24 protein-coding genes are annotated in these 20,370 nt (G+C 33.3%); 17 read left to right on the top strand and 7 right to left on the bottom strand.

Annotated elements, in window-relative coordinates; genetic code table 11:
• The first annotated feature begins 298 nt into the window (after positions 1 to 298).
• Genes FUA24_RS13735 through FUA24_RS13725 form a run of 3 tightly spaced genes read left to right on the top strand, consistent with a single transcriptional unit; the run spans position 299 to position 4,748 of the window.
• On the top strand, positions 299 to 1,783 hold the full coding sequence (locus FUA24_RS13735; protein ID WP_148543261.1) for a xylulokinase: 1,485 nt from the start codon (positions 299 to 301) through the stop codon (positions 1,781 to 1,783).
• A gap of 2 nt (positions 1,784 to 1,785) precedes the next feature.
• On the top strand, positions 1,786 to 3,093 hold the full coding sequence (gene xylA / locus FUA24_RS13730) for a xylose isomerase (protein WP_148543259.1): 1,308 nt from the start codon (positions 1,786 to 1,788) through the stop codon (positions 3,091 to 3,093).
• A gap of 2 nt (positions 3,094 to 3,095) precedes the next feature.
• Positions 3,096 to 4,748, top strand: a complete 1,653-nt coding sequence (locus FUA24_RS13725; protein WP_148543256.1) for a sodium:solute symporter — start codon at positions 3,096 to 3,098, stop codon at positions 4,746 to 4,748.
• A gap of 69 nt (positions 4,749 to 4,817) precedes the next feature.
• On the opposite strand, the gene ygiD is transcribed toward FUA24_RS13725, so the two are convergent.
• From ygiD to FUA24_RS13705, 4 genes are all read right to left on the bottom strand, one after another.
• Positions 4,818 to 5,642, bottom strand: a complete 825-nt coding sequence (gene ygiD, locus FUA24_RS13720; protein WP_449441433.1) for a 4,5-DOPA-extradiol-dioxygenase — start codon at positions 5,640 to 5,642, stop codon at positions 4,818 to 4,820.
• Between the two features lie 187 nt (positions 5,643 to 5,829).
• The gene (locus FUA24_RS13715; protein ID WP_148543252.1) at positions 5,830 to 6,408 is read right to left on the bottom strand and encodes an NAD(P)H-dependent oxidoreductase; all 579 of its coding nucleotides are present in this window, start codon (positions 6,406 to 6,408) and stop codon (positions 5,830 to 5,832) included.
• Between the two features lie 58 nt (positions 6,409 to 6,466).
• The gene (locus tag FUA24_RS13710) at positions 6,467 to 7,033 is read right to left on the bottom strand and encodes a Crp/Fnr family transcriptional regulator (RefSeq protein WP_148543250.1); all 567 of its coding nucleotides are present in this window, start codon (positions 7,031 to 7,033) and stop codon (positions 6,467 to 6,469) included.
• Positions 7,034 to 7,037: 4 nt separating this feature from the next.
• On the bottom strand, positions 7,038 to 8,060 hold the full coding sequence (locus FUA24_RS13705; protein ID WP_148543248.1) for a LacI family DNA-binding transcriptional regulator: 1,023 nt from the start codon (positions 8,058 to 8,060) through the stop codon (positions 7,038 to 7,040).
• 213 nt (positions 8,061 to 8,273) lie between these two features.
• Between FUA24_RS13705 and FUA24_RS13700 the strand changes: the two genes are divergently transcribed.
• The 7 genes from FUA24_RS13700 to FUA24_RS13670 all read left to right on the top strand — a co-directional run bounded on the left by FUA24_RS13700 (position 8,274) and on the right by FUA24_RS13670 (position 12,557).
• Positions 8,274 to 9,131: a YicC/YloC family endoribonuclease gene (locus FUA24_RS13700; RefSeq protein WP_148543246.1), complete on the top strand. Its 858-nt coding sequence runs from the start codon at positions 8,274 to 8,276 to the stop codon at positions 9,129 to 9,131.
• An 11-nt stretch (positions 9,132 to 9,142) separates the two neighbouring features.
• Positions 9,143 to 9,595, top strand: coding sequence for a DinB family protein (locus FUA24_RS13695; RefSeq protein WP_148543244.1), 453 nt, complete (start codon positions 9,143 to 9,145; stop codon positions 9,593 to 9,595).
• A gap of 4 nt (positions 9,596 to 9,599) precedes the next feature.
• A complete protein-coding gene (gene gmk, locus FUA24_RS13690; protein WP_246147054.1) occupies positions 9,600 to 10,187 on the top strand; it encodes a guanylate kinase in 588 nt (195 codons plus the stop codon).
• Positions 10,188 to 10,189: 2 nt separating this feature from the next.
• Positions 10,190 to 10,768 (top strand): nicotinate (nicotinamide) nucleotide adenylyltransferase, encoded by a 579-nt coding sequence (gene nadD / locus FUA24_RS13685; protein WP_148543240.1) that lies wholly within the window; start codon positions 10,190 to 10,192, stop codon positions 10,766 to 10,768.
• 34 nt (positions 10,769 to 10,802) lie between these two features.
• Positions 10,803 to 11,669 carry an aldo/keto reductase gene (locus FUA24_RS13680; protein WP_187388281.1) on the top strand — a complete coding sequence of 289 codons (867 nt, stop codon included), beginning with the start codon at positions 10,803 to 10,805 and terminating at the stop codon, positions 11,667 to 11,669.
• A 105-nt stretch (positions 11,670 to 11,774) separates the two neighbouring features.
• Complete coding sequence (locus FUA24_RS13675; RefSeq protein ID WP_148543237.1) at positions 11,775 to 12,137, top strand: methylglyoxal synthase; 363 nt, start codon at positions 11,775 to 11,777, stop codon at positions 12,135 to 12,137.
• 33 nt (positions 12,138 to 12,170) lie between these two features.
• Entirely contained in the window at positions 12,171 to 12,557 is a 387-nt protein-coding gene (locus FUA24_RS13670) for a hypothetical protein (RefSeq protein ID WP_148543234.1), read from the top strand.
• A 65-nt stretch (positions 12,558 to 12,622) separates the two neighbouring features.
• On the opposite strand, the gene FUA24_RS13665 is transcribed toward FUA24_RS13670, so the two are convergent.
• Entirely contained in the window at positions 12,623 to 13,558 is a 936-nt protein-coding gene (locus FUA24_RS13665) for a nicotinic acid mononucleotide adenyltransferase (protein WP_148543232.1), read from the bottom strand.
• A 133-nt stretch (positions 13,559 to 13,691) separates the two neighbouring features.
• Here FUA24_RS13665 and FUA24_RS13660 point away from each other — a divergent pair, with 133 nt between their 5' ends.
• Positions 13,692 to 14,693: an NAD(P)H-dependent glycerol-3-phosphate dehydrogenase gene (locus FUA24_RS13660; RefSeq protein WP_148543230.1), complete on the top strand. Its 1,002-nt coding sequence runs from the start codon at positions 13,692 to 13,694 to the stop codon at positions 14,691 to 14,693.
• Between the two features lie 4 nt (positions 14,694 to 14,697).
• Here FUA24_RS13660 and FUA24_RS13655 read toward each other — a convergent pair whose 3' ends face one another.
• On the bottom strand, positions 14,698 to 15,444 hold the full coding sequence (locus FUA24_RS13655; RefSeq protein ID WP_148543228.1) for a hypothetical protein: 747 nt from the start codon (positions 15,442 to 15,444) through the stop codon (positions 14,698 to 14,700).
• A gap of 11 nt (positions 15,445 to 15,455) precedes the next feature.
• Positions 15,456 to 15,851, bottom strand: coding sequence for a hypothetical protein (locus tag FUA24_RS13650; RefSeq protein WP_148543226.1), 396 nt, complete (start codon positions 15,849 to 15,851; stop codon positions 15,456 to 15,458).
• A 99-nt stretch (positions 15,852 to 15,950) separates the two neighbouring features.
• On the opposite strand from FUA24_RS13650, the gene FUA24_RS13645 reads away from it, so the two are divergent.
• From FUA24_RS13645 to FUA24_RS13620, 6 genes are all read left to right on the top strand, one after another.
• Positions 15,951 to 17,537 carry a sulfatase gene (locus tag FUA24_RS13645; protein WP_148543224.1) on the top strand — a complete coding sequence of 529 codons (1,587 nt, stop codon included), beginning with the start codon at positions 15,951 to 15,953 and terminating at the stop codon, positions 17,535 to 17,537.
• 3 nt (positions 17,538 to 17,540) lie between these two features.
• Positions 17,541 to 17,996: a pyridoxamine 5'-phosphate oxidase family protein gene (locus FUA24_RS13640; RefSeq protein ID WP_148543222.1), complete on the top strand. Its 456-nt coding sequence runs from the start codon at positions 17,541 to 17,543 to the stop codon at positions 17,994 to 17,996.
• Positions 17,997 to 18,113: 117 nt separating this feature from the next.
• On the top strand, positions 18,114 to 18,293 hold the full coding sequence (locus tag FUA24_RS13635; protein ID WP_148543220.1) for a hypothetical protein: 180 nt from the start codon (positions 18,114 to 18,116) through the stop codon (positions 18,291 to 18,293).
• A gap of 19 nt (positions 18,294 to 18,312) precedes the next feature.
• Complete coding sequence (locus FUA24_RS13630) at positions 18,313 to 18,795, top strand: hypothetical protein (RefSeq protein WP_148543218.1); 483 nt, start codon at positions 18,313 to 18,315, stop codon at positions 18,793 to 18,795.
• 5 nt (positions 18,796 to 18,800) lie between these two features.
• Positions 18,801 to 19,502, top strand: coding sequence for a tetratricopeptide repeat protein (locus tag FUA24_RS13625; protein ID WP_187388280.1), 702 nt, complete (start codon positions 18,801 to 18,803; stop codon positions 19,500 to 19,502).
• Positions 19,495 to 20,022, top strand: coding sequence for a hypothetical protein (locus FUA24_RS13620; RefSeq protein WP_148543213.1), 528 nt, complete (start codon positions 19,495 to 19,497; stop codon positions 20,020 to 20,022). Before FUA24_RS13625 ends, FUA24_RS13620 begins: the two co-directional genes overlap by 8 nt.
• Positions 20,023 to 20,370 lie beyond the last annotated feature (348 nt).

Raw genomic sequence — 20,370 nt, 5'->3', positions numbered from 1 at the left:
AAAATATGAGAGAAATCTTAGCACCCTACGAAAAAGTACTTAAAGGTTTAAGTAAGTATGTTTAATACAAATTTTGGTTAGAACAAACATCCATAACATATCGTATTTACAAGTATTTATAAGGGCTCAACATCATTTTTTTCTCTAGAATTAACCTTATATGTATCTGTGTGCATACGCCTTAAAATGAAATAGAAATATTAGTAATTCCACAATATTTAAATACTTTTAATGGCAAATAACCAATTTTTGAATTCTTTTTTAACAGATTCAAAACTCTCTATCTAAAATTTAAGATTTGTATTATATAGGACTGGACATTGGTAGCTCTTCGGTAAAAGTAGCCCTTGTAAATGCAGCTACTGGCGAGAACATTTTAAGCTTAAACGAGCCTCAAAACGAAATGGAAATTTTTGCAGCTCAAAGTGGTTGGGCAGAACAAAATCCTAATATGTGGTGGGAATATGTTTGTAAGGCTATAAAACGGGTAATAATAGAAACCAATGTTGATGCTTCTAAAATCTCCGGAATTGGCATTTCATACCAAATGCATGGTTTAGTAATAGTTGATAAAGATGGAAGTCCTTTGCGAAAATCCATTATTTGGTGTGATAGTCGCGCCGTAAAAATTGGAGAAAACGCTCATAAAGGGTTAGGTGAGGACTTTTGTTCTGAACATCTTTTAAACTCTCCCGGAAACTTTACGGCTTCTAAATTAAAATGGGTAAAAGATAATGAGCCCGAAATCTATAATAAGATTCATAAATATATGTTGCCCGGAGATTATATAGCTTATAAACTTACTGGTGCTATTACTACCACAAAAAATGGTCTATCGGAAGGTATTTTATGGGATTACAAAAATGATGCACTTGCCGAATCTCTGTTATTCTTTTACGGCATTGATAAAGACTTAACACCAACTATTGTTGAAAACTTCACAAACCAAGGTGTTACAACAGAAAAGGCATTCCAAGAAACAGGCATTCCTGCTGGGGTTCCTATTACCTACAGAGCAGGTGATCAACCTAATAACGCACTTTCTCTTAATATTTTTAACCATGGGGAAGTAGCTGCTACTGGAGGAACTTCTGGGGTTGTGTATGCCGTAACTAATAAACTTAAATCTAAAGAAGCATCTAGAATCAACCATTTTACGCATGTAAACTACACAAAAGACAACACAACTGTTGGAAAGCTACTTTGTATTAATGGTTGCGGTATTATGTATAGATGGTTAAAAGATAATATCGGAATAGATTCTTATGAAGCAATGAATACGAAAGCGGCCGAAGCACCTATTGGTTCAGATGGTGTAACCATTATTCCGTTTGGAAATGGCGCTGAGCGAATGCTTGATAATAAGAATGTTGGAGCGCATTTTTTAAACTTTAACTTAAACCTTCATAGCAATGCGCATTTATGCAGAGCCACTCTGGAAGGCATTGCATTTGCCTTTGTTTATGGCATGGAAATTTTAAAAAATGATAATGCTGAAATAAATGTGATTAGAGCGGGTAATGATAATTTATTTAGAGCTGAAATCTTCTCAAATACAGTGGCTACTTTAATTGGCCATGAAATTGAAATATACAACACAACAGGTGCTGTTGGTGCAGCAAGAGCTGCTGGTTTAACTGATGGCGATTTTGAAAAATTTGGAGCTAATATTACAAAAAATGATCATGTAATGACATTTATGCCTTTAGAGAATAAAACACCATATCTAGAGGCTTACGAAAACTGGAAAAAAGAATTAGAAATTATATTAAAGCATAAATAACAATGGAATATTTTAAAGGTATTGATGCCATTAAATACGAAGGAAAAGAATCTGATAATCCTTTAGCGTTTAAATATTACAACCCAGAACAAGTAGTAGCTGGAAAAACAATGCGCGAGCATTTTAAATTTGCCATTGCTTACTGGCATACATTCTGCGGACAGGGATCGGATCCATTTGGTCCTGGTACTCAGAGTTTTGCTTGGGACAAAGCTTCAGACCCTATTCAGGCTGCCAAAGATAAAGCAGATGCCGCTTTTGAATTTATTTCAAAAATGGGATTTGACTACTATTGCTTTCATGATTATGATTTAGTGCAAGAAGGAGCTACTCTTGCTGAGTCTGAACAAAGACTTGCAACAATTGTTGACTATTTAAAAGGTAAACAAGCCGAAACTGGTAAAAAATTACTTTGGGGAACGGCTAACTGTTTTTCTAACCCAAGATATATGAATGGTGCTGCTACCAACCCAGAGTTTAATGTGGTTGCCAGAGCAGGTGCACAAATAAAATTAGCTTTAGATGCTACTATTGCTTTAGGAGGTGAAAACTATGTATTCTGGGGAGGTCGTGAAGGTTATATGTCTTTATTAAATACAGATATGAAACGTGAGTTAGACCATATGGCGCAGCTTCTTACAATGGCTAGAGATTATGCTAGAGGTCAAGGGTTTAACGGTACCTTCTTTATAGAACCAAAACCAATGGAACCAATGAAACACCAGTATGATTTTGATGCTGCTACGGCTATCGGGTTCTTAAAAGAATATGGTTTAGATAAAGATTTCAAAATGAATATTGAAGTTAACCACGCTACATTGGCACAACATACCTTTCAACATGAATTAGAAGTTTCTGCAGCTGCTGGAATGTTAGGAAGTATTGATGCTAACCGAGGCGATTACCAAAACGGTTGGGATACAGACCAGTTCCCAAATAATATTCAAGAAACTACCGAGGCAATGTTAGTATTCCTAAAAGCAGGTGGCTTACAAGGTGGAGGTGTTAATTTCGATGCCAAAATTAGAAGAAACTCAACAGATTTAGAAGATGTATTTTTAGCTCATATTGGTGGTGCAGACACCTTTGCTCGTGCTTTAATTACTGCCGATAAAATCATTTCTTCTTCGCAATATGACAACTTAAGAACCGAACGCTATAGTTCTTTTGACTCTGGTAAAGGAAAAGATTTTGAAAGTGGAAAGTTAGATATGAAAGCGCTTTATGACATAGCTAATGAAAATGGAGAATTAGATCTAAAAAGTGGTAAACAAGAGTTATTCGAAAATATTATTAACCAATATATTTAATTATGAGTTCAGTATTAGAAGGTTTAGATTGGGTTGTTTTAGGAATATACTTTTTAGCCCTAGTAGCAGTAGCAGTTTGGGTTGTACTTCAAAAGAACAAAAACACCGAAGATTATTTTTTAGCGGGTAGAAACGTTGGATGGTTTGTAATTGGTGCCTCTATTTTTGCCTCTAATATTGGTTCTGAACATGTTGTTGGTCTAGCGGGTACAGGATTTGAGTCTGGAACTCCAATGGCTCACTACGAGTTACATGCATGGATAGTATTGCTTTTGGGTTGGTTATTCTTGCCATTTTATATACGAAGTGGGGCTTTTACCATGCCCGAATTTTTAGAAAAACGTTTTGATTCTCGCTCGCGTTGGTTCTTATCCGTTTTCTCTCTAGTTGCTTATGTACTTACCAAAGTATCGGTAACGATTTATGCTGGAGGTATTGTGGTCTCTGAGTTATTAGGAATTCCGTTCTGGTATGGCGCCATAGGTATTGTAGTTTTTACAGGTATTTATACCGTGATTGGCGGTATGAAAGCTGTAATTTATACTGAAACACTACAAACTGTTATTTTAATTTTGGGCTCCATAATTATTACTTATTTAGGGCTTCAAGAAGTTGGAGGATGGGGTCAGTTAAGAGAAACTGTAACGGCTGTAAGTCCAGATCATTTTAATATGTGGCGACCAATGAACGACCCACAATTCCCTTGGACTGGTTTATTAATTGGTGGTACTATTGTTGGTATTTGGTATTGGTGTACAGATCAATATATCGTACAACGTACCTTGGCAGCTAATAATATTAAAATTGGTAGACGTGGTGCTATTTTTGGTGCATATTTAAAGCTATTGCCTATTTTAATATTCTTAATACCTGGTATTATTGCATTTGCCTTATCCATTCAAAATCCGGAGTTGTTTTCTGTTGAAAAGGCAGATAGAGCTTTTCCTATGCTTGTAAAAACACTTTTACCTGTTGGATTAAAAGGTTTAGTAGCCGGTGGTTTAATGGCTGCATTAATGAGTTCTTTAGCATCGGTATTTAACTCTTGCTCTACCATATTTACCATAGATATTTATAAGAAGCTAAAACCTAATATGACCGAAGCAAAACTGGTTAAAATTGGACAAATAGCAACGGGATTCATTGTTATTTTAGGAATTATTTGGATACCTATTATGGAGAAAATTGGTGGTGGTGTTATGTACCAATACCTTCAAAATGTACAATCGTATATTGCGCCTCCGGTAACAGCTGTTTTCCTTTTAGGTATTATATGGAAACGAGTAAATGCCAAAGCTGCAATTACAACACTTTTAGCTGGCTTGCTATTACTAATTCTTAGATTAGGTTCCGAAATTTATTTCCAACCGCAAATTGCTGCTGGTGAAGAATTAAGCAACATTATGTATGGTTTTGCCACTATTAATTTTGCTCATATGGCCATATTTATGTTCATATTTTCTGTGATACTTTGTATCTCGGTAAGTTTAGCTACTAATGCTCCAGATTACAGAACTATTGTAGGTCTGTCTTTTGGAACTTTAACTGAAGAACAGAAAGAAGAAAACAAAGGTAGTTATGATACTATTGATATTGTTTTATCTATAATATTAGTTATTCTCGTAATTGGTGTTTTAAGCTACTTTACAGGATAATTATGATTAATTATGTTTTTATGAAACCCCTAATAATAACTACTTGTTTTATTGGGGGTTTTTATTTTATTACGCTATTTTAAGCGAAGTCATTGATAGAGACCCTCCTACAAACTTATCATTGAATACCTCTATTTTTTCATTTTTATCTTGCAGTGCAATAGTATAAAGCAATGGTAAAAAGTGTTCTGCAGTGGGAATGGAAAGGTTAAGTTCTCTTCCTTGGTTCTTAAAATTAATTAAAGCATCATGATTACCATCAAGTAAAAAGGTCTTCATTTTTTCGTTTGCAACTTGAGCCCAATCATAACCGTAATTTTCATCTAGTTTCGTCCAATCTGCCTTTCTAAGGTTGTGTACCATATTTCCACTACCAACTATTAAAACGCCTTTGTCTCTAAGTTTACTAAGTTCTTTTGCTATCTGGTAATGTGCTTTAGGATTTTTATAAATATCTAGACTTAATTGTATTACGGGTACATCTGCATTGGGGTACATATGTTTTAAAACAGACCACGCGCCATGGTCTAAACCCCAATGATTATCTAAATCAACCGAAGTTGAAGTAATAATCTCTTTAGTTTCAAGAGCTAATTCAGGACTTCCGGAAACTGGATATTGCACTTTAAAAAGTTCTTGTGGAAAACCACCAAAATCATGAATGGTACGGGGATTTTTCATGGCCGTTACTTTTGTGCCTCTAGTTTCCCAATGTGCAGAAACACAAAGTATAGTATTAGGTTTAAATATTTCTGATGATACCTTTCTAAATCCTTGTACAAATTCATTTTCTTCTATGGCATTCATAGGACTACCATGACCCAAAAAAAGAACAGGCATTCTTGGTGTAGTCTTAAAAGTATCTGCTATTTTACTTAATTCGTTTAATTTCATTGCCCTAGCTGTAAGAGGTAAAAGCCCTATTGTCTTTAAAAAAGATTTTCTATTCATAATTTGAAAAAGAAAATGTTAGTAAACGCCAGTAAATTTCAGAATAAATACAGAGAAAAAAGTTAATATAGTTTATTAAATACTTCTTATACGCCCTCTTCAATTATACTTATTTTATGAGTAAAAACAGCTACTTTAAGCCTTTCCCTAACTCTTCTACTTTATGTAGCCACTTTTGTCTTTGTGCATCATTAGAAGCTTTTATTGGAGCTAAAAATGTTGTCTTAACAGGGTTTACACCGCAAAATTGTAAAGTCCCTTTCTTAAATTGGTTAATTAATGGGCTTTTCATAAAAATGCTATCATACCATTTTGGGGTATCTGCAGTTATGATTAATCTTGCACTTTTACCTTTTAGCAGTTTCTTTGGAAAAGCTTTGCCTTGTACAGTTTCAAAAGTAATTCCTGGAAGAAAGGTTCTATCAATAAATCCTTTAGTAAGCGCCGGTAATCCATACCACCACATTGGAAAAACCCATACTAAATGATCTGCCCTTTTTATTTTCTCAATAGCCAATAAAAGGTCCGTCTCTAGTTCGGTTCTTTTTCTATATCCAAATTCTAAATTTGGATTAAAATCTAAGTCGGCAATATTTACTTCCTCAATATTAGCGCTAGTGGCTAAGGCTCCTTTCTTATAGGCATTAGCTAATGCATAATTATAGCTTTCCTTATCTGGGTGTCCATTAATTATCAATATGTTATTCATCTTTACTTTTTTTTATGCAAAGGAAGATGCTATCGACGTGTTGTAAAAGGACATTTGTCTAATTCGTAATAGACTTTCTAATTCTACTTAAGTGCCTTTGAGTAATTCCAAGGTAAGAAGACAAATAACCTAAGGGAATTAGCTGTAAATATTCTGGATGGTTTTTGAGTAAGTCGGTATAACGTGTTTCGGCATTTTCTAGTTGTAGCATAAAAATGCGTTTTTCCATTTTTACGTACTCTCTTTCGGCCATTAGCTTAAATAATTTCAACCAATTGGAACTTGAAGCCTCAAGATGCAACATATCGTCTCTGGAGATAGCATACATTTCTATATCCGTTAAAGCCTGAATGTTTTCTGAAGTAGATTCTTGAGTTAAAAACGAAGAATAAGCAGTTATAAAAGAATTGGAAAAGGTAAAACAATAGGTAACTTCTTCCTCTTTCGAAGAATAATAATAAGATCTAAAAAAACCAGAAGTTATAAACGCAACCTCTTTACAAACCTGACCTGCCTCAATAAAATAATCATCTTTTTTCAGCTGTTTATAGGTCAACAGATTTTCAAATGATGTAATCTCATCATCTGTTAAAAGTTGAAAGGATTGTAAATAGGCTCTAAGCATTTTATTAGTGAAGCGGTTTTGTACTCTCCCTTTCTATTAAACTCGTTTTTATCACCTTGGTCTCAAATGGTGTATCACCCTCACCTTCTAATCTATTTATAAGCATCTCAGCAGCAGTTTCTCCGATATACTTACCATGTTGGCTAACCGTTGTAATTTTGGGAGAGACATATTGTGGTAATTTGCCATTTGTAAAACAAATTATAGATAGTTCATTAGGAATTTTATACCCCATTCGCTTTACTAACTCCAAAGATTGTACAGCAGAGCTTTCCTCTAAACAAAGCAAGCCATCAATAGATTTATCTGCCAGTACAATTTTCATAGCGGTTTCAAAATCTTCATTTTTGGCAATTTTAACAATGAGTTTTGAATCTATTTCTATATTGTTTTCATTAAGTGCTTGTTCATAACCTTTTGCCCTAAGCTTACCTACACTTAGGTTATCTATAACCGAAATCAATGCAATTCGTTTGCATCCTGTATGTATTAAATGGTTGGTAGCATTACGAGCCCCTTCAAAATCATCAACAATAACTTTATCACATTCAATGGCATCTGTAACTCTATCAAACATTACCATAGGCACACCTTCATTTATAGTATTCTTTATATGCTGGTAATCTGCTTTTGCCTGTGTTTCTTCCGCTAAAGACAATATAAATCCATCCAAAGTGCCATTTTTTAAAAGTTCCATGGTCTTTAATTCCTTTTCATGAGACTCATTAGAAATACAGGAGATTAGTGTGTACCCCTTATCGGCTGCCTTTTGCTCAATACCCATAAAAACTTTAGCAAAAAAGTTATTCATAATGTTGGGTATAATTACACCTATAGTTTTTGTCTTCTTGTTTAACAAACTTAAAGCAACACTATTAGGCGTATAGTTATGCTTCTTGGCGTACTGTTGGATCTTTTCTTTAGTCTTTACACTAATTTCATAACTGTCATTCAGAGCTTTAGATACGGTAGCAATAGATACATCAAACTCGCTAGCTATATGTTTAAGTGTTATTCTCTTTTTCATCATTATAAAACTAAGAAAGTAAGCTAATTTAGCTAAATAATGCAATTCTTTAATACTAAAACCTTGTATTTTCTATACTTTTGCGTTTTATTTTAAAATAACTTCTCGGTGCTTTCATTGAGGTTTAAAATAAAAATGTAGTTCTGGTAAAAATTGGGAATCTAAATAATAGATTTCTATTATTTACCTTTGTAAACCTTAATACTCACGTATATGATTTATTCAATGACAGGTTACGGTAAATCTGTATTACAATTACCTACTAAAAAAATAACAATTGAGTTAAAATCTTTAAATAGTAAAAACCTAGATATTAATGCTAGAATGCCAACTATTTACAGGGAAAAAGAACTTATTATAAGAAAGTTATTAGCTGATAAATTAGTACGTGGCAAAGTAGATTTTTCTATTTACGTTGAGGCAACTGCAGATGACACATCTTCGCAAATTAACAAACCAGTTGTTAAGCAATACATGAGTCAGCTTAAAGATGTCGTAGATGGCAACGAAATAGAACTTCTAAAAATGGCCGTTAGGTTTCCAGATTCATTAAACACGGTAAGAGAAGAAATTAATGATGATGAGTGGACTGCTATTAATACTGAAATTAACAACGCAGTTAGCACATTAAACACCTATAGACTAGACGAAGGTAAAGTGCTTGAATCTGATTTCGTTAAACGCATTAGTACCATTGAAAGTATTCTTAAAAAGGTCATTGAAATGGATCCGGAACGCGTAGAAGCTGTGCGTGAACGCCTGTTAAAAGGAGTTGAAGAACTTAAAGAAAAATACGATGAAAATCGTTTTGAACAAGAGTTAGTCTACTACATTGAAAAATTTGACATTACTGAAGAAAAAGTACGTTTAAAGAATCATTTAAACTATTTCATAGAAACCCTAAATACCAAAGATTCTAATGGTAAAAAACTAGGTTTTATAGGTCAGGAAATAGGTAGAGAAATCAACACTATTGGTTCTAAAAGTAATTATGCACCAATGCAACAATTGGTTGTACAAATGAAAGACGAACTAGAAAAAATTAAGGAACAGTTATTGAATGTACTCTAACCAAAAACTTAATGACTAGTACTATTGATAGATTACATAAACTGCTCAATTTAGGTTCAAAACTATTCTCAGAGCTATCATTGAACGAGGTGACCTTTAAAGCTACTCCTAAAAAGTGGTCTAAAAAGGAGATTCTTGGGCATTTAATTGATTCTGCTATTAATAATCTTCAACGCTTTACTGAAATTCAATTTGAACCTAAACCCTATACTATAAAACCATATAATCAAAATGGTTTGGTCATTGCCAATGATTACCAAAACTCAGAACTTTCGGAACTGGTTAATATATGGCTAGCACTAAATCATAGAATTTCGAAACTAATGGCTTTACAAACTAAAGCTACGTTAAACTATGAAATTACCTTAGGCGATGGTACCATTTCTGATTTAAAATTTTTAATGGACGATTATGTGGACCACATGGAACACCATATTAAACAAATTCAAACTATTAATTCCTAAGCTATTGTTAGATAAAAAAACTAAACAAGGTAAATTAATTGTGTTTTCGGCACCTTCTGGTTCTGGAAAGACTACTATTGTGCGTCATTTATTAGGCAAAGAACAATTAAACCTAGAATTTTCAATATCCGCTACGTCTCGAGAAAAAAGAGGTACCGAAGAAGACGGTAAAGATTATTACTTTTTATCTGCCGAAGAATTTAAATCTAAAATTAAGAATGAGGAATTCTTAGAATGGGAAGAGGTTTATAGAGATAACTTTTATGGCACTCTAAAAACTGAAGTGGAACGTATTTGGGCATTAGGTAAACATGTTATTTTTGATATTGATGTTTCTGGCGGACTAAGAATAAAACGCAAATTCCCTGAGGAAACCTTAGCCATTTTTGTAAAACCACCAAGTATTGATGAACTTAAGATAAGGCTTAAAAAGCGTAAAACCGAAAGTGCTGAAAAAATAAGTATGCGTGTTGCAAAAGCCTCTGCAGAATTAGCAACGGCTCCATTATTTGATGAAATTGTGGTGAACGATAACTTGGAAAGTGCTTTTAAAGACGCCGAAGCTTTAGTAAGTAAATTTATAAACTCTTAGTCATGAAAGTTGGGTTATACTTTGGATCCTTTAATCCTATACATATTGGGCACCTGGTCATTGCCAACCATTTAGCTGAACATAGTGATTTAGATCAAGTTTGGTTTGTTGTAACCCCTCATAATCCGTTTAAAAAGAAAAACTCTTTATTAGATAATTACCAGCGCTTTGAGATGGTATATCGTGCTACAAAAGATTATGTTAAACTAAAACCAAGTGATATTGAGTTTAACTTACCTCAGCCAAATTATACCATTAATACATTGGTACATTTAGAAGAAAAACATCCAGACTTTGAGTTTTGTCTAATTATGGGAGAAGATAATTTGAAGCATTTTCATAAATGGAAAAATGCCGATGTTATCTTAGAAAACTACCACATTTATGTGTACCCAAGAATTTCTGAGGACGCCATTGAATCTCAATTTGAGGATCATCCTAAGGTACATAAGGTAGATGCTCCTATTATGGAGATTTCTTCAACATTTATTAGAAATGCTATTAAAGCAGGTAAAAATGTACAGCCCTTATTATCTAAACCAGTCTGGGACTATTTAGATGAAATGAATTTTTATAGGTAATGGTTATTTTCTTTTAATATAGAAACAGATACAAATGAGCACCCAATCTAAAATAATTATTGGTTGCATGTCTTGGGGAAACTGGGGCAAGCAATTCTCTACAAAAGAGCAAGCTGATATGATTAATTTTTGTGTTGCCAATGGTAATATAACTTTTGATCATGCCGATATTTATGGACACTATACTACCGAAAAAGAATTTGGAAAGGCCTTTGCTCAAACAGGAATAAAAAGAGAGAATATTCAACTAATTTCAAAATGTGGTATTCAGCTAGTTTCAGAAAACCGAAACAACAGTATAAAGCATTACAACACTTCTAAAGATTATATTATTTCTAGTGCCGAAGCTTCACTTAAGAACCTGAAAACAGAATATTTAGATACATTTTTACTGCATAGACCTAGCCCATTAATGCATCCAGATGAAATTGCCGAAGCTATAAATACCTTGAAAGAAGATGGTAAAATTAAATCCTTTGGTGTATCAAACTTTACAACTTCTCAGTTAGAACTTATTTCCAGTACCACCAACGTTGCTGTAAATCAAATCGAATTTTCATTAACACAACATAAAGCTATGCATGATGGCACATTAGATTACATGCTGCAACACCATATACAACCCATGATTTGGAGTCCTTTAGGCAATGTTTATAGGGAAGATACAGAGCAAACATTTAGAACTAAAAAACTATTATCGTCTTTAGCTAAGAAATATAATGTTTCTGATGCTACTGTGCTTTTAGCTTGGATTTTAAAACATCCTGCAAAACCATCTCCTATAATAGGCACTACCAATAAAGGTAGAATTGAAGCTTCAAACCAAGCGTTAGATATAGATTTGGAGTTAGAAGATTGGTTTGCTTTGCTAGCCGAAAGTCAAGGCCATGAAGTAGCTTAGCGTTATTCAAATAATAGTTGTTTATCCATTTCTTTACTTTGCTTAAACCTTTAATTTAACTAACTTAGTTCTAAGTTTTTAATCAGACATAAAATCTACGGTTAGATGGAAATAGCCATAATAGCACACGATGGTAAAAAAGCTGAAATGGTTCAGTTTTTAAATCAGCATAAAGCAAAACTTCAAGAAAAAAATATAGCCATAATTTCTACCGGAACTACAGGTGGTAAGGTTGAAAAAGCGGGTATAAGCGTTACTAAAATGCTTTCTGGTCCTTTGGGTGGCGATGCTCAGATTGCGGCAAGAGTTGCCGAAGGTATTTGTAAAATGGTTATCTTTTTTAGAGACCCATTGGAAAAGCATCCACACGAGCCCGATGTTAATATGCTTATGCGGTTATGCGATGTTCATGATGTACCGCTTGCCACAAATCCTGCTACAGCAGAATTATTGATTAGGGCTATTTAAAGTTTTCCTTAAAATTTCAACTAATTTCACCCAATGGAAAAAATAATTCTATTTCTATTCGCACTTATTTGTTTTAAAAGCTATTCTCAAAATTGTAAAGAGGTAAGAACTGGAAAATTTATTATTGAAAATAAAGATTATGGTGGCTCCATTATAATTAGAACCGAAAATAGCCAAGAGGAAATAGTAGAACAACTAAATATACATTCAAAATTTGATGTAACCTGGATAGATGATTGTAATTATGCCCTATCGAATAAAGTTAAAATAAAAGGCTCAGAATATGCCTTTTTAAAAGGCAAAAAGACAGATACAATATTTATTCAAATTATGAAAACAACTGCCAACAGTTATACTTTTAAAGCTACTTCTAATTTTTCAGAATTTGAAACCGTAGGCATTGCAAAAAAGAAATTATAAAAAAACCGCCTAAAGTGACACAGACTTTAAACGGTTTTTTAACTAAATAACCAACCAAAAAATTATTATACTCTTTTATTCTCTCTAGGGTTGTCTACCCTTTGTTTTTTAAACTTTCTTCTTTTTTCAACCTTAGTTTTACCTTTTTCATCAGCAGTTTTTAAGAACTGAATGTATCCTCTTCCTTTAAACTCATATACCGTTTCAGAAGATGGGTGGTACAACTCTATGGTTCCGTCATTAATAACGGTTAATTCGAAGTATTCATTGTTGAAGAAATCATAATCTAATGTTAAAGTTTTTAAGTACATATTATTTGTTACATCTCCAACACCGTAAACACCTGTATAATCCCATTGTAAATTATTAACATTTGTTCCAGCTACATCTTGAGAACTCCAGAATTCAGAATCGTTACCTCCTGGTAAAAACGCTAGGAAGTTTTCGTTATCAAATTCGTTTATAGCTCCAAACTCACTAGTGTATGTTTTCTCCCAAGCTTCATACTCTTGTAAGAAGTAATGAATGTTATCGTAGAATACAAAGTCGTAATCAAAATTGTTTCGATTATATCCATTTAAAAAGTACGATGTATCATTATCTGGGTTGTACAATTCAATTGTATTATTGTTTACTTGAAAAACATCAAATGTTGAAAACCCATCAATATCATGCTCTACATCTAATATCATATTATAAGCATCATATTCGCCTATATCAATTCCAAATCCGTTACCATTATCTCCTAATCCAACTATATTGTTATTAGCATACACCACGCCACCTCTAAACGAAATTGTAAAAGCCTTTTGTAAAAAAGGAGTTTCTCCAAAACCTTTAGTAGCATTAATGTCTACGTACCACAACTCATATGAGTTTAATAACTGGTGAATAGAAATTGTAGGCTCATCTACATAATCATCTACATGCACCTCTGTATAACAAGATGTAAACAATGTGGTTGCCAACACAAAACTCAAAAGTATTTTTATAGTTCTCATATTATCTTCATTTTAGGGTTTATACTTTTAAGGTTTTCAAAACGCGTGCCAAAAAATTATTATTAATAAATTTTGAACCTATAGCTTTAATATTTTTGTGTACTTTTGAACCACTAAAAAAGACAAACTTTTTATGGACAAGCCTTTAAAATATGCGGTTTTTGGTGGTGGAAGTTGGGCTACAGCCATTGTGAAAATGCTGTGTGAAAATATTAATGAAGTAGGTTGGTATATGCGTAGTGTGTATACCAAAGAACATATCTTAAAAGAACAACATAACCCTAATTATTTAAGTTCTGTTGAGTTTCATTTAGAACAATTAAAGCTTAGTAATGATATAAACGAAATTGCAGAATGGGCAGATGTATTGTTTTTTGTGATTCCTTCGGCTTTTATACATGCCGAATTGCAAAAGCTTCACATAGACATTTCTAATAAAATTGTGGTTTCTGCTGTAAAAGGTATTATGCCAGAATCTGGTTTACTTGTTGGTGAACATATTCATGAATATTACAACGTACCTTACGAAAATATTGCTGTAATTGCGGGACCTTGCCATGCTGAGGAAGTTGCTTTAGAGCGTTTATCTTACCTTACCATCTCTTGTTCGGATACGGCTAAAGCAACGGCTATTGCAAATAGTTTATCATCAGATTATATTAAAACAAAAATTAGTGATGATATTATTGGTGTAGAATACGCCGTAATGCTTAAAAACATCTACGCTATTGCTGCTGGTATTGCGCATGGTTTGGGCTATGGTGATAACTTTCAAAGTGTACTTATGAGTAATGCCATAAGAGAAATGCGTCGTTTTATTAAGAAGATGCATAAAATGAAACGTAACATTAACAACTCTGCGTACTTGGGTGATTTATTAGTTACAGGCTATTCAACATTTTCTAGAAACAGAATGTTTGGTAACATGATTGGTAAAGGGTATACCGTTAAATCTGCGCAAATGGAAATGAATATGGTCGCAGAGGGCTATTACGCTGCCAAAAGTGCACATTTACTAAACGAAAAAAACGTTAAGAAAACACGTTTACCAATTATAAATGCGGTTTACGAGATTCTCTACGAAAACAAAAACCCTAAAAAGGTATTTAAAAAACTAACTGAGAAGTTAGATTAGGTGGTTACTTGTTTTTCCAAACGTTAAGATTATCGACAGTTACTTTTCTTGGCACTAAGATGCGTAACAAGTCTTTAGCATGATGGTTTATACCATCTGAAGAAAAACGGCCTATTTCAATAGCATCAATATACACCCATAAAGTATCGCCTTCAATTTTTACAAAGGCGGTATGCCAATCATTAAGTTTAAGTGTATTAGGTATTCGTTTTACCTTAGTTTTAAGTAAGGCTTTTTGCGATTCGGTTAAACTTTTTTCTTTTCGGGCTCTTTTTATGTCCAAATTAAAAATGCCCGTTTTTAAGTCATAAATCTCTACAGTATTAGCCTTTATTTTTACATTAATAATATGGCCAGCATGAACAGATTTACAGGATGGATCTGCAATATTTAAAACCAAAACATCGTCTTTATGATCTAATTTAAAGTCAATACCAATAGCCCCATCTTTAAAGCCCATTTCATGTCTAACGGAAACGGCATGATTAGCTTCTTCGTGAATATAAATATGCACATGACCATTTCTAATATCTACTTGTTTATGGCCTTTTGCTGTTTTATCACTACTCGTGGTCCAATTATTCCCTAGTTCATCTTTGAGTTCTTGAGATTCGCTTCTTTCAAAAGCATCCGAAAAAATTAACGTTCCGTAACCCTTGGTCGTCTTTTTACTTCCACTTTGTGCAGAAGAACTTAGCCACCCAAAAAACAGAACAAAAACAAGCAAAAATGGCATCAACCTAGTCGTCATAATAGTCAAGATTATTTAACCAACACACCTTTAACCGCCATTAACGGAATAGGTTGTAAAGCCTTTAGGTTAATTGTGTTTTTTCTAAATAGGTAGGTCTTATCAAACATTTTGTTGCCTTCAAAAAAAGACACTTTAAAGGTATTATTAAGCTCAAACAAATCTTCTTGCATCAGCTCAATTTTAGCATAACTTTTTTTAGGTAGTCGGTCTAATTTTTTTCTAAACACCGAGGTTTTTTTCTTTTCAGAATACCCGCTGGTAACTATCATAACCATATCTAAATCTACATCCTTATCATTTATGATATAGGCATTCCAATCTTGAGTCTTGTATATATCATTATACTCATTAACTACGGCTACATAAACACCTTCTACCACAGGAATTTCTATGTCCTTTTTCATTTTACGCACTTGGTTTAGGTTTGTAAAAATAGTGGTTTTTAAGCATTTGATTTCGAAAGAAAACAGTTAAATTCGTGGTAACCAGCTATTACTTAAATTATGTCTATTAAAACCGTTTTCAGTTTCCTTTGCGTCTCTACCATTTTATTAAGCGCTTGTAATCAAAAAACAGCACAACCAGAACAACAACCCAATGTCCTTTTTATTCTGGTAGACGATTTAGGCCTAAATGATCTTGGATATACAGGTAGCACATTTTACGAAACACCTAACATTGATAAACTCGCAGAACAGAGTACCGTATTTACGCAGGGCTATGCTAATTGCCGTGTTTGTAGTCCTTCGAGAGCGAGTATTTTCACAGGAAAATTTACCGCAAGACATGGTATAACCGATTGGATTGGCGCCAAATCTGGCGAAGCTTGGAGAGAACGCAAACGTTATGACAAACTACTACCTGCGGCATACAATCGTAATTTACCACATGATGATATCTCTTTAGCTGAAGCTATGAAAAATGCTGGTTACAACACCTTTTTTGCAGGAAAATGGCATTTAGGAGATAAAGGGTCTCACCCAGAAGACCATGGTTTTAACATTAACATTGGGGGTTACGAATCTGGCGGACCAAGAGGTGGGTATTATTCCCCTTGGAACAACCCTAAACTACCAAATTTACATGATGGTGAAAACCTAAGTATGCGCTTAGCAAAAGAAACTTCTAATTTTATAAAATCTAACAGCGCAAAGCCATTCTTTGCCTTCTTATCGTTTTATGCCGTTCATGGTCCTATTGAAACCACACAAGAAAAATGGCAAAAATATAGAGATAAAGCTGCAAGCAAAGGTATTGATAGTACAGGCTATAAAATGGAACGCGTGTTACCTATAAGAACAGTACAAGACAATCCTATTTATGCTGGTTTGGTTGAAACTACCGATGATGCTGTTGGCCTTATTTTAAACACCTTAAAAGAACTGGGAATAGATGATAATACCATAGTTGTATTTACCTCGGATAATGGTGGTGTAGCCTCCGGGGATGCCTACTCTACTTCTAATTTACCATTACGAGGCGGTAAAGGTTACCAATGGGAAGGCGGTATAAGAGAACCTTATCTTATTAAAGCGCCAGGTATAGCTTCGGGAGAAGTGAATTACCCTGTTATGGGCTCCGATTTTTACCCAACACTTTTAGATTTAACCGGCATAAATTTATTGCCGGAGCAGCATGTAGATGGTGTAAGTTTAAAGCCTGTCTTAGAGGATAAGAGCTTTAAAATGGCTGACCGACCGTTATATTGGCACTATCCGCATTACGGTAACCAAGGTGGTGAACCGTCTTCCATCATTAGAGAAAATCATTGGAAACTTATTCATTATTGGGAAGATGGCAGAAACGAATTGTACAATTTAGAAACTGATCCTTCCGAACAAACCAATCTAGCCAATACAAATACAGAGTTAGTAAATACTCTAGAAACCAAACTTACAAATTGGCTGGAGAGTGTAGGTGCTAAATTCCCAGAACAAGACCCGGAGTACGATGCTGCAAAGGATAAAGCCCGTGATGAACAAATAGCGAATAAACTTTGGCCTAATAAAGAAAAGGAGCGTTTAAAGTTCTTAGCTGAAGATTTTGAACCTAACGCCAGTTGGTGGCAAAGTAAAGTAACCAAAGACTAAGGCATGCAACTTACAGAAGACATTAAAAAATACATAGACCAAAGTGTACTATGTTGGCTGGCAACAGCCTCTCCTGACAATATCCCCAATGTATCACCCAAAGAGATTTTTATGGTGTATGATGAGGAAACCATTATTATTGCCAATGTGGCCTCTCCACAAACGGCTAAAAACATTAAGCAAAACCCTAATATTTGTTTAAGTTTTGTTGATGTACTCGTGCAAAAAGGTTATCAATTAAAGGGTAAAGCCGCTGTGGTTTATAAAAGAGATGAAGAATTCTCAGCTTTAGAAACGCCAATACTGAAGATTACACAAGGTAAATTTCCTTTTACTTCTATTTTTAAAATTACCGTTGAAAGTGCAAAACCTATTCTGGCACCGAGGTATGTGTTATATCCAGATGAAACTTCTGAAGCTTCTCAAATTGAGAGTGCGAAAAAGAGTTATGGGTTTTAATTAAATTCTAATTATGCTTTATGGGCTTTTATTTACATTTACTTGATATAAATATTATTTGGGTGACCGCGATTGCGTTTAAGTAGATTGTTGGGTATAATTAAGACTAAAATTCAAGTGAAAGAAATTAAACAGATAAACCTATTCATATCTTGTCCAGGAGATATTGTTGATGAAATAAACTCTATTGAAGTAATCGTAAAAGAAATTAGCAGAAAAAGAATTTCGAACTTACTTTATCCCTCCAATGAAATTAGTACCAAGTTAATTGAACTTTTAAGAAGTAAAGTATCCTGAAACATACCATACACATAAAATGAAAGTTTATTTCGTATATTTTGTTTTATTGATATCATTGATTTCCCAAAGTCAAAACAATAGTAGCTTTGTGTATTTCGAAGAAATTGTGCCATATATTGAATCCCATAAAAAAGGAAAAGAGGAAATAGCTAAACTAGTTGTTAAATGCGAGGATTCGTTAAAACATTTAACTAATGAAATAAAACATTTATCTAAAAAAATTATGGTTAAAACTAGTGCTAACTCTAATCAAGAAGATGTTGACTTTATAAATTTAAAGATTAAAAAAGCAGAAGAATTTCACTTTAAATCTTTAAATAGAATTAAACTATTAGAAAAACGGTTAGACAGTTTAACCTTAATAGAAATCACAAAAATTCATAAAGATTTTTTAAAAGAAAATAACTTAGTTAATGTTGGTATTAGCTTAGACGAAAACAGCAATCAAGATTGTATAAATTATTCGAATCTATTTATTAAATACCTAGAATCAAAATGATCTCTATGAAAAGGGCAAGATTAGAAAACAGAATAATATACATGCTATTGACTTTCACAATTTGTTTTTCATGCAACTTAAAAACAGCAGAAGATTATTATGATATTGCCTTTGATTTAGAAGAAAAAGGAGAATACGAAAAAGCTATTCCTTTTTTAGATAAGGCAATAGAAAAAAAACCAAGATTTAGGCCTGCGCTGATAAATCGGGGAGCTGATAAATCTGAAATTGGAGATTACAAAGGAGCCATTAAAGATTATCAAAAAATTATAGCGTTTGACCCAAAAAACACTTTAGTTTTAATGAATATTGGTAATAATTATAAAAGGTTAAAACAATATAACAAATCAATTTATTTTTATACAAAAGCATTGCAAACTAAAGGTGCAATTAAATCCGACAGTACTTATTTAGTTATTAATTCGCCTAATGAATGGGACAAAGACTCAGATTATTTTGTTAGAAAGTACAAGATAGAATTTGAACGAGGCATCTCATATGTTTATTCTAAAAAATACGAATTGGCGATTAAAGATTTAGAACAGCCTATTAAATATAATTATGAAACACCTGATGCTTTAAGTTGGATTGGAGAATCTTACTATCACTTAAAGGATACTCTAAACGCTAGAAAATTTTTGACACAAGCATCTAAATATGGACTCATAGATGCTAAAGAACTATTAGAAAAAATGCTGAATGAATAAAGCATATTATGCTAAGAAAGGTTTGTTTGTTGGAATTACTTCAATTATTTGTTCCTTCTATTTCTTTGCACCTACTTTTTTCACTTTCAAAAGTTCATTAATAAAACAAAGTGGAGCAATAGAGTTTGTAAAAATATTTTATAGCAGCGTAGAAAGTTCTAGGGGTTCTAAAAGTATTAAATCTGAACTTAAATTTACGCTTAACTCAACGCGGAATATGTATGTCTTAATGAAAAACATAGGACAAAGTAGATATAATGAAAGATTTGAAAAGTTAAAAAAGCAATTAGAAAAACCCGGAAGAGTTTCAGTTTGGATAAAGAAAAATCAACAAACAGAATATAAACCAACCGTTTTTCAAATAACAAAAGGAAATAACACAGTGCTTTATGACTTCGATGAAGCTAAGTCGCAATCAAGGTTAGGTTTTTTAATCTCTTTTGGCTTTGGTATTTTTGGAGTAGGATTATTTATAAAACATAAATATTCCACTCAGATAAAGAAATTGTTTAAAGTCTAAGAGCTACCTATAAGACACCCTTAAACTGCTCCAAGAAACGCATATCGTTTTCAAAAAACAAACATCCAAAAACCCACAGACTTATCATTTTCGGAAAATGAAGAAAGTAAGGTTATTGCCCTCAAAAACGCTATTGAAAAAGAAATTAATCATGATTTTGACCCAAAAAACTAACTTTAAGGGTTAAAGTCCAAAAAAAGAAAAATGGCTAACTAATGTGTGTTCCACAGTGTTTGTCATTCAGACGAAGAATGAGGAAGAATCTTCAAATTACGAGATTTCTCGTCACTCGTGCCTCGCTCTGTCGAAATGACAACAAAATAGTTTCTAATACGATAATGCTACTTT

Source organism: Seonamhaeicola marinus (assembly GCF_008085455.1).
Note: the sequence above shows the minus strand (reverse complement) of the source record. Positions and strands in the feature narration are given on the sequence as shown.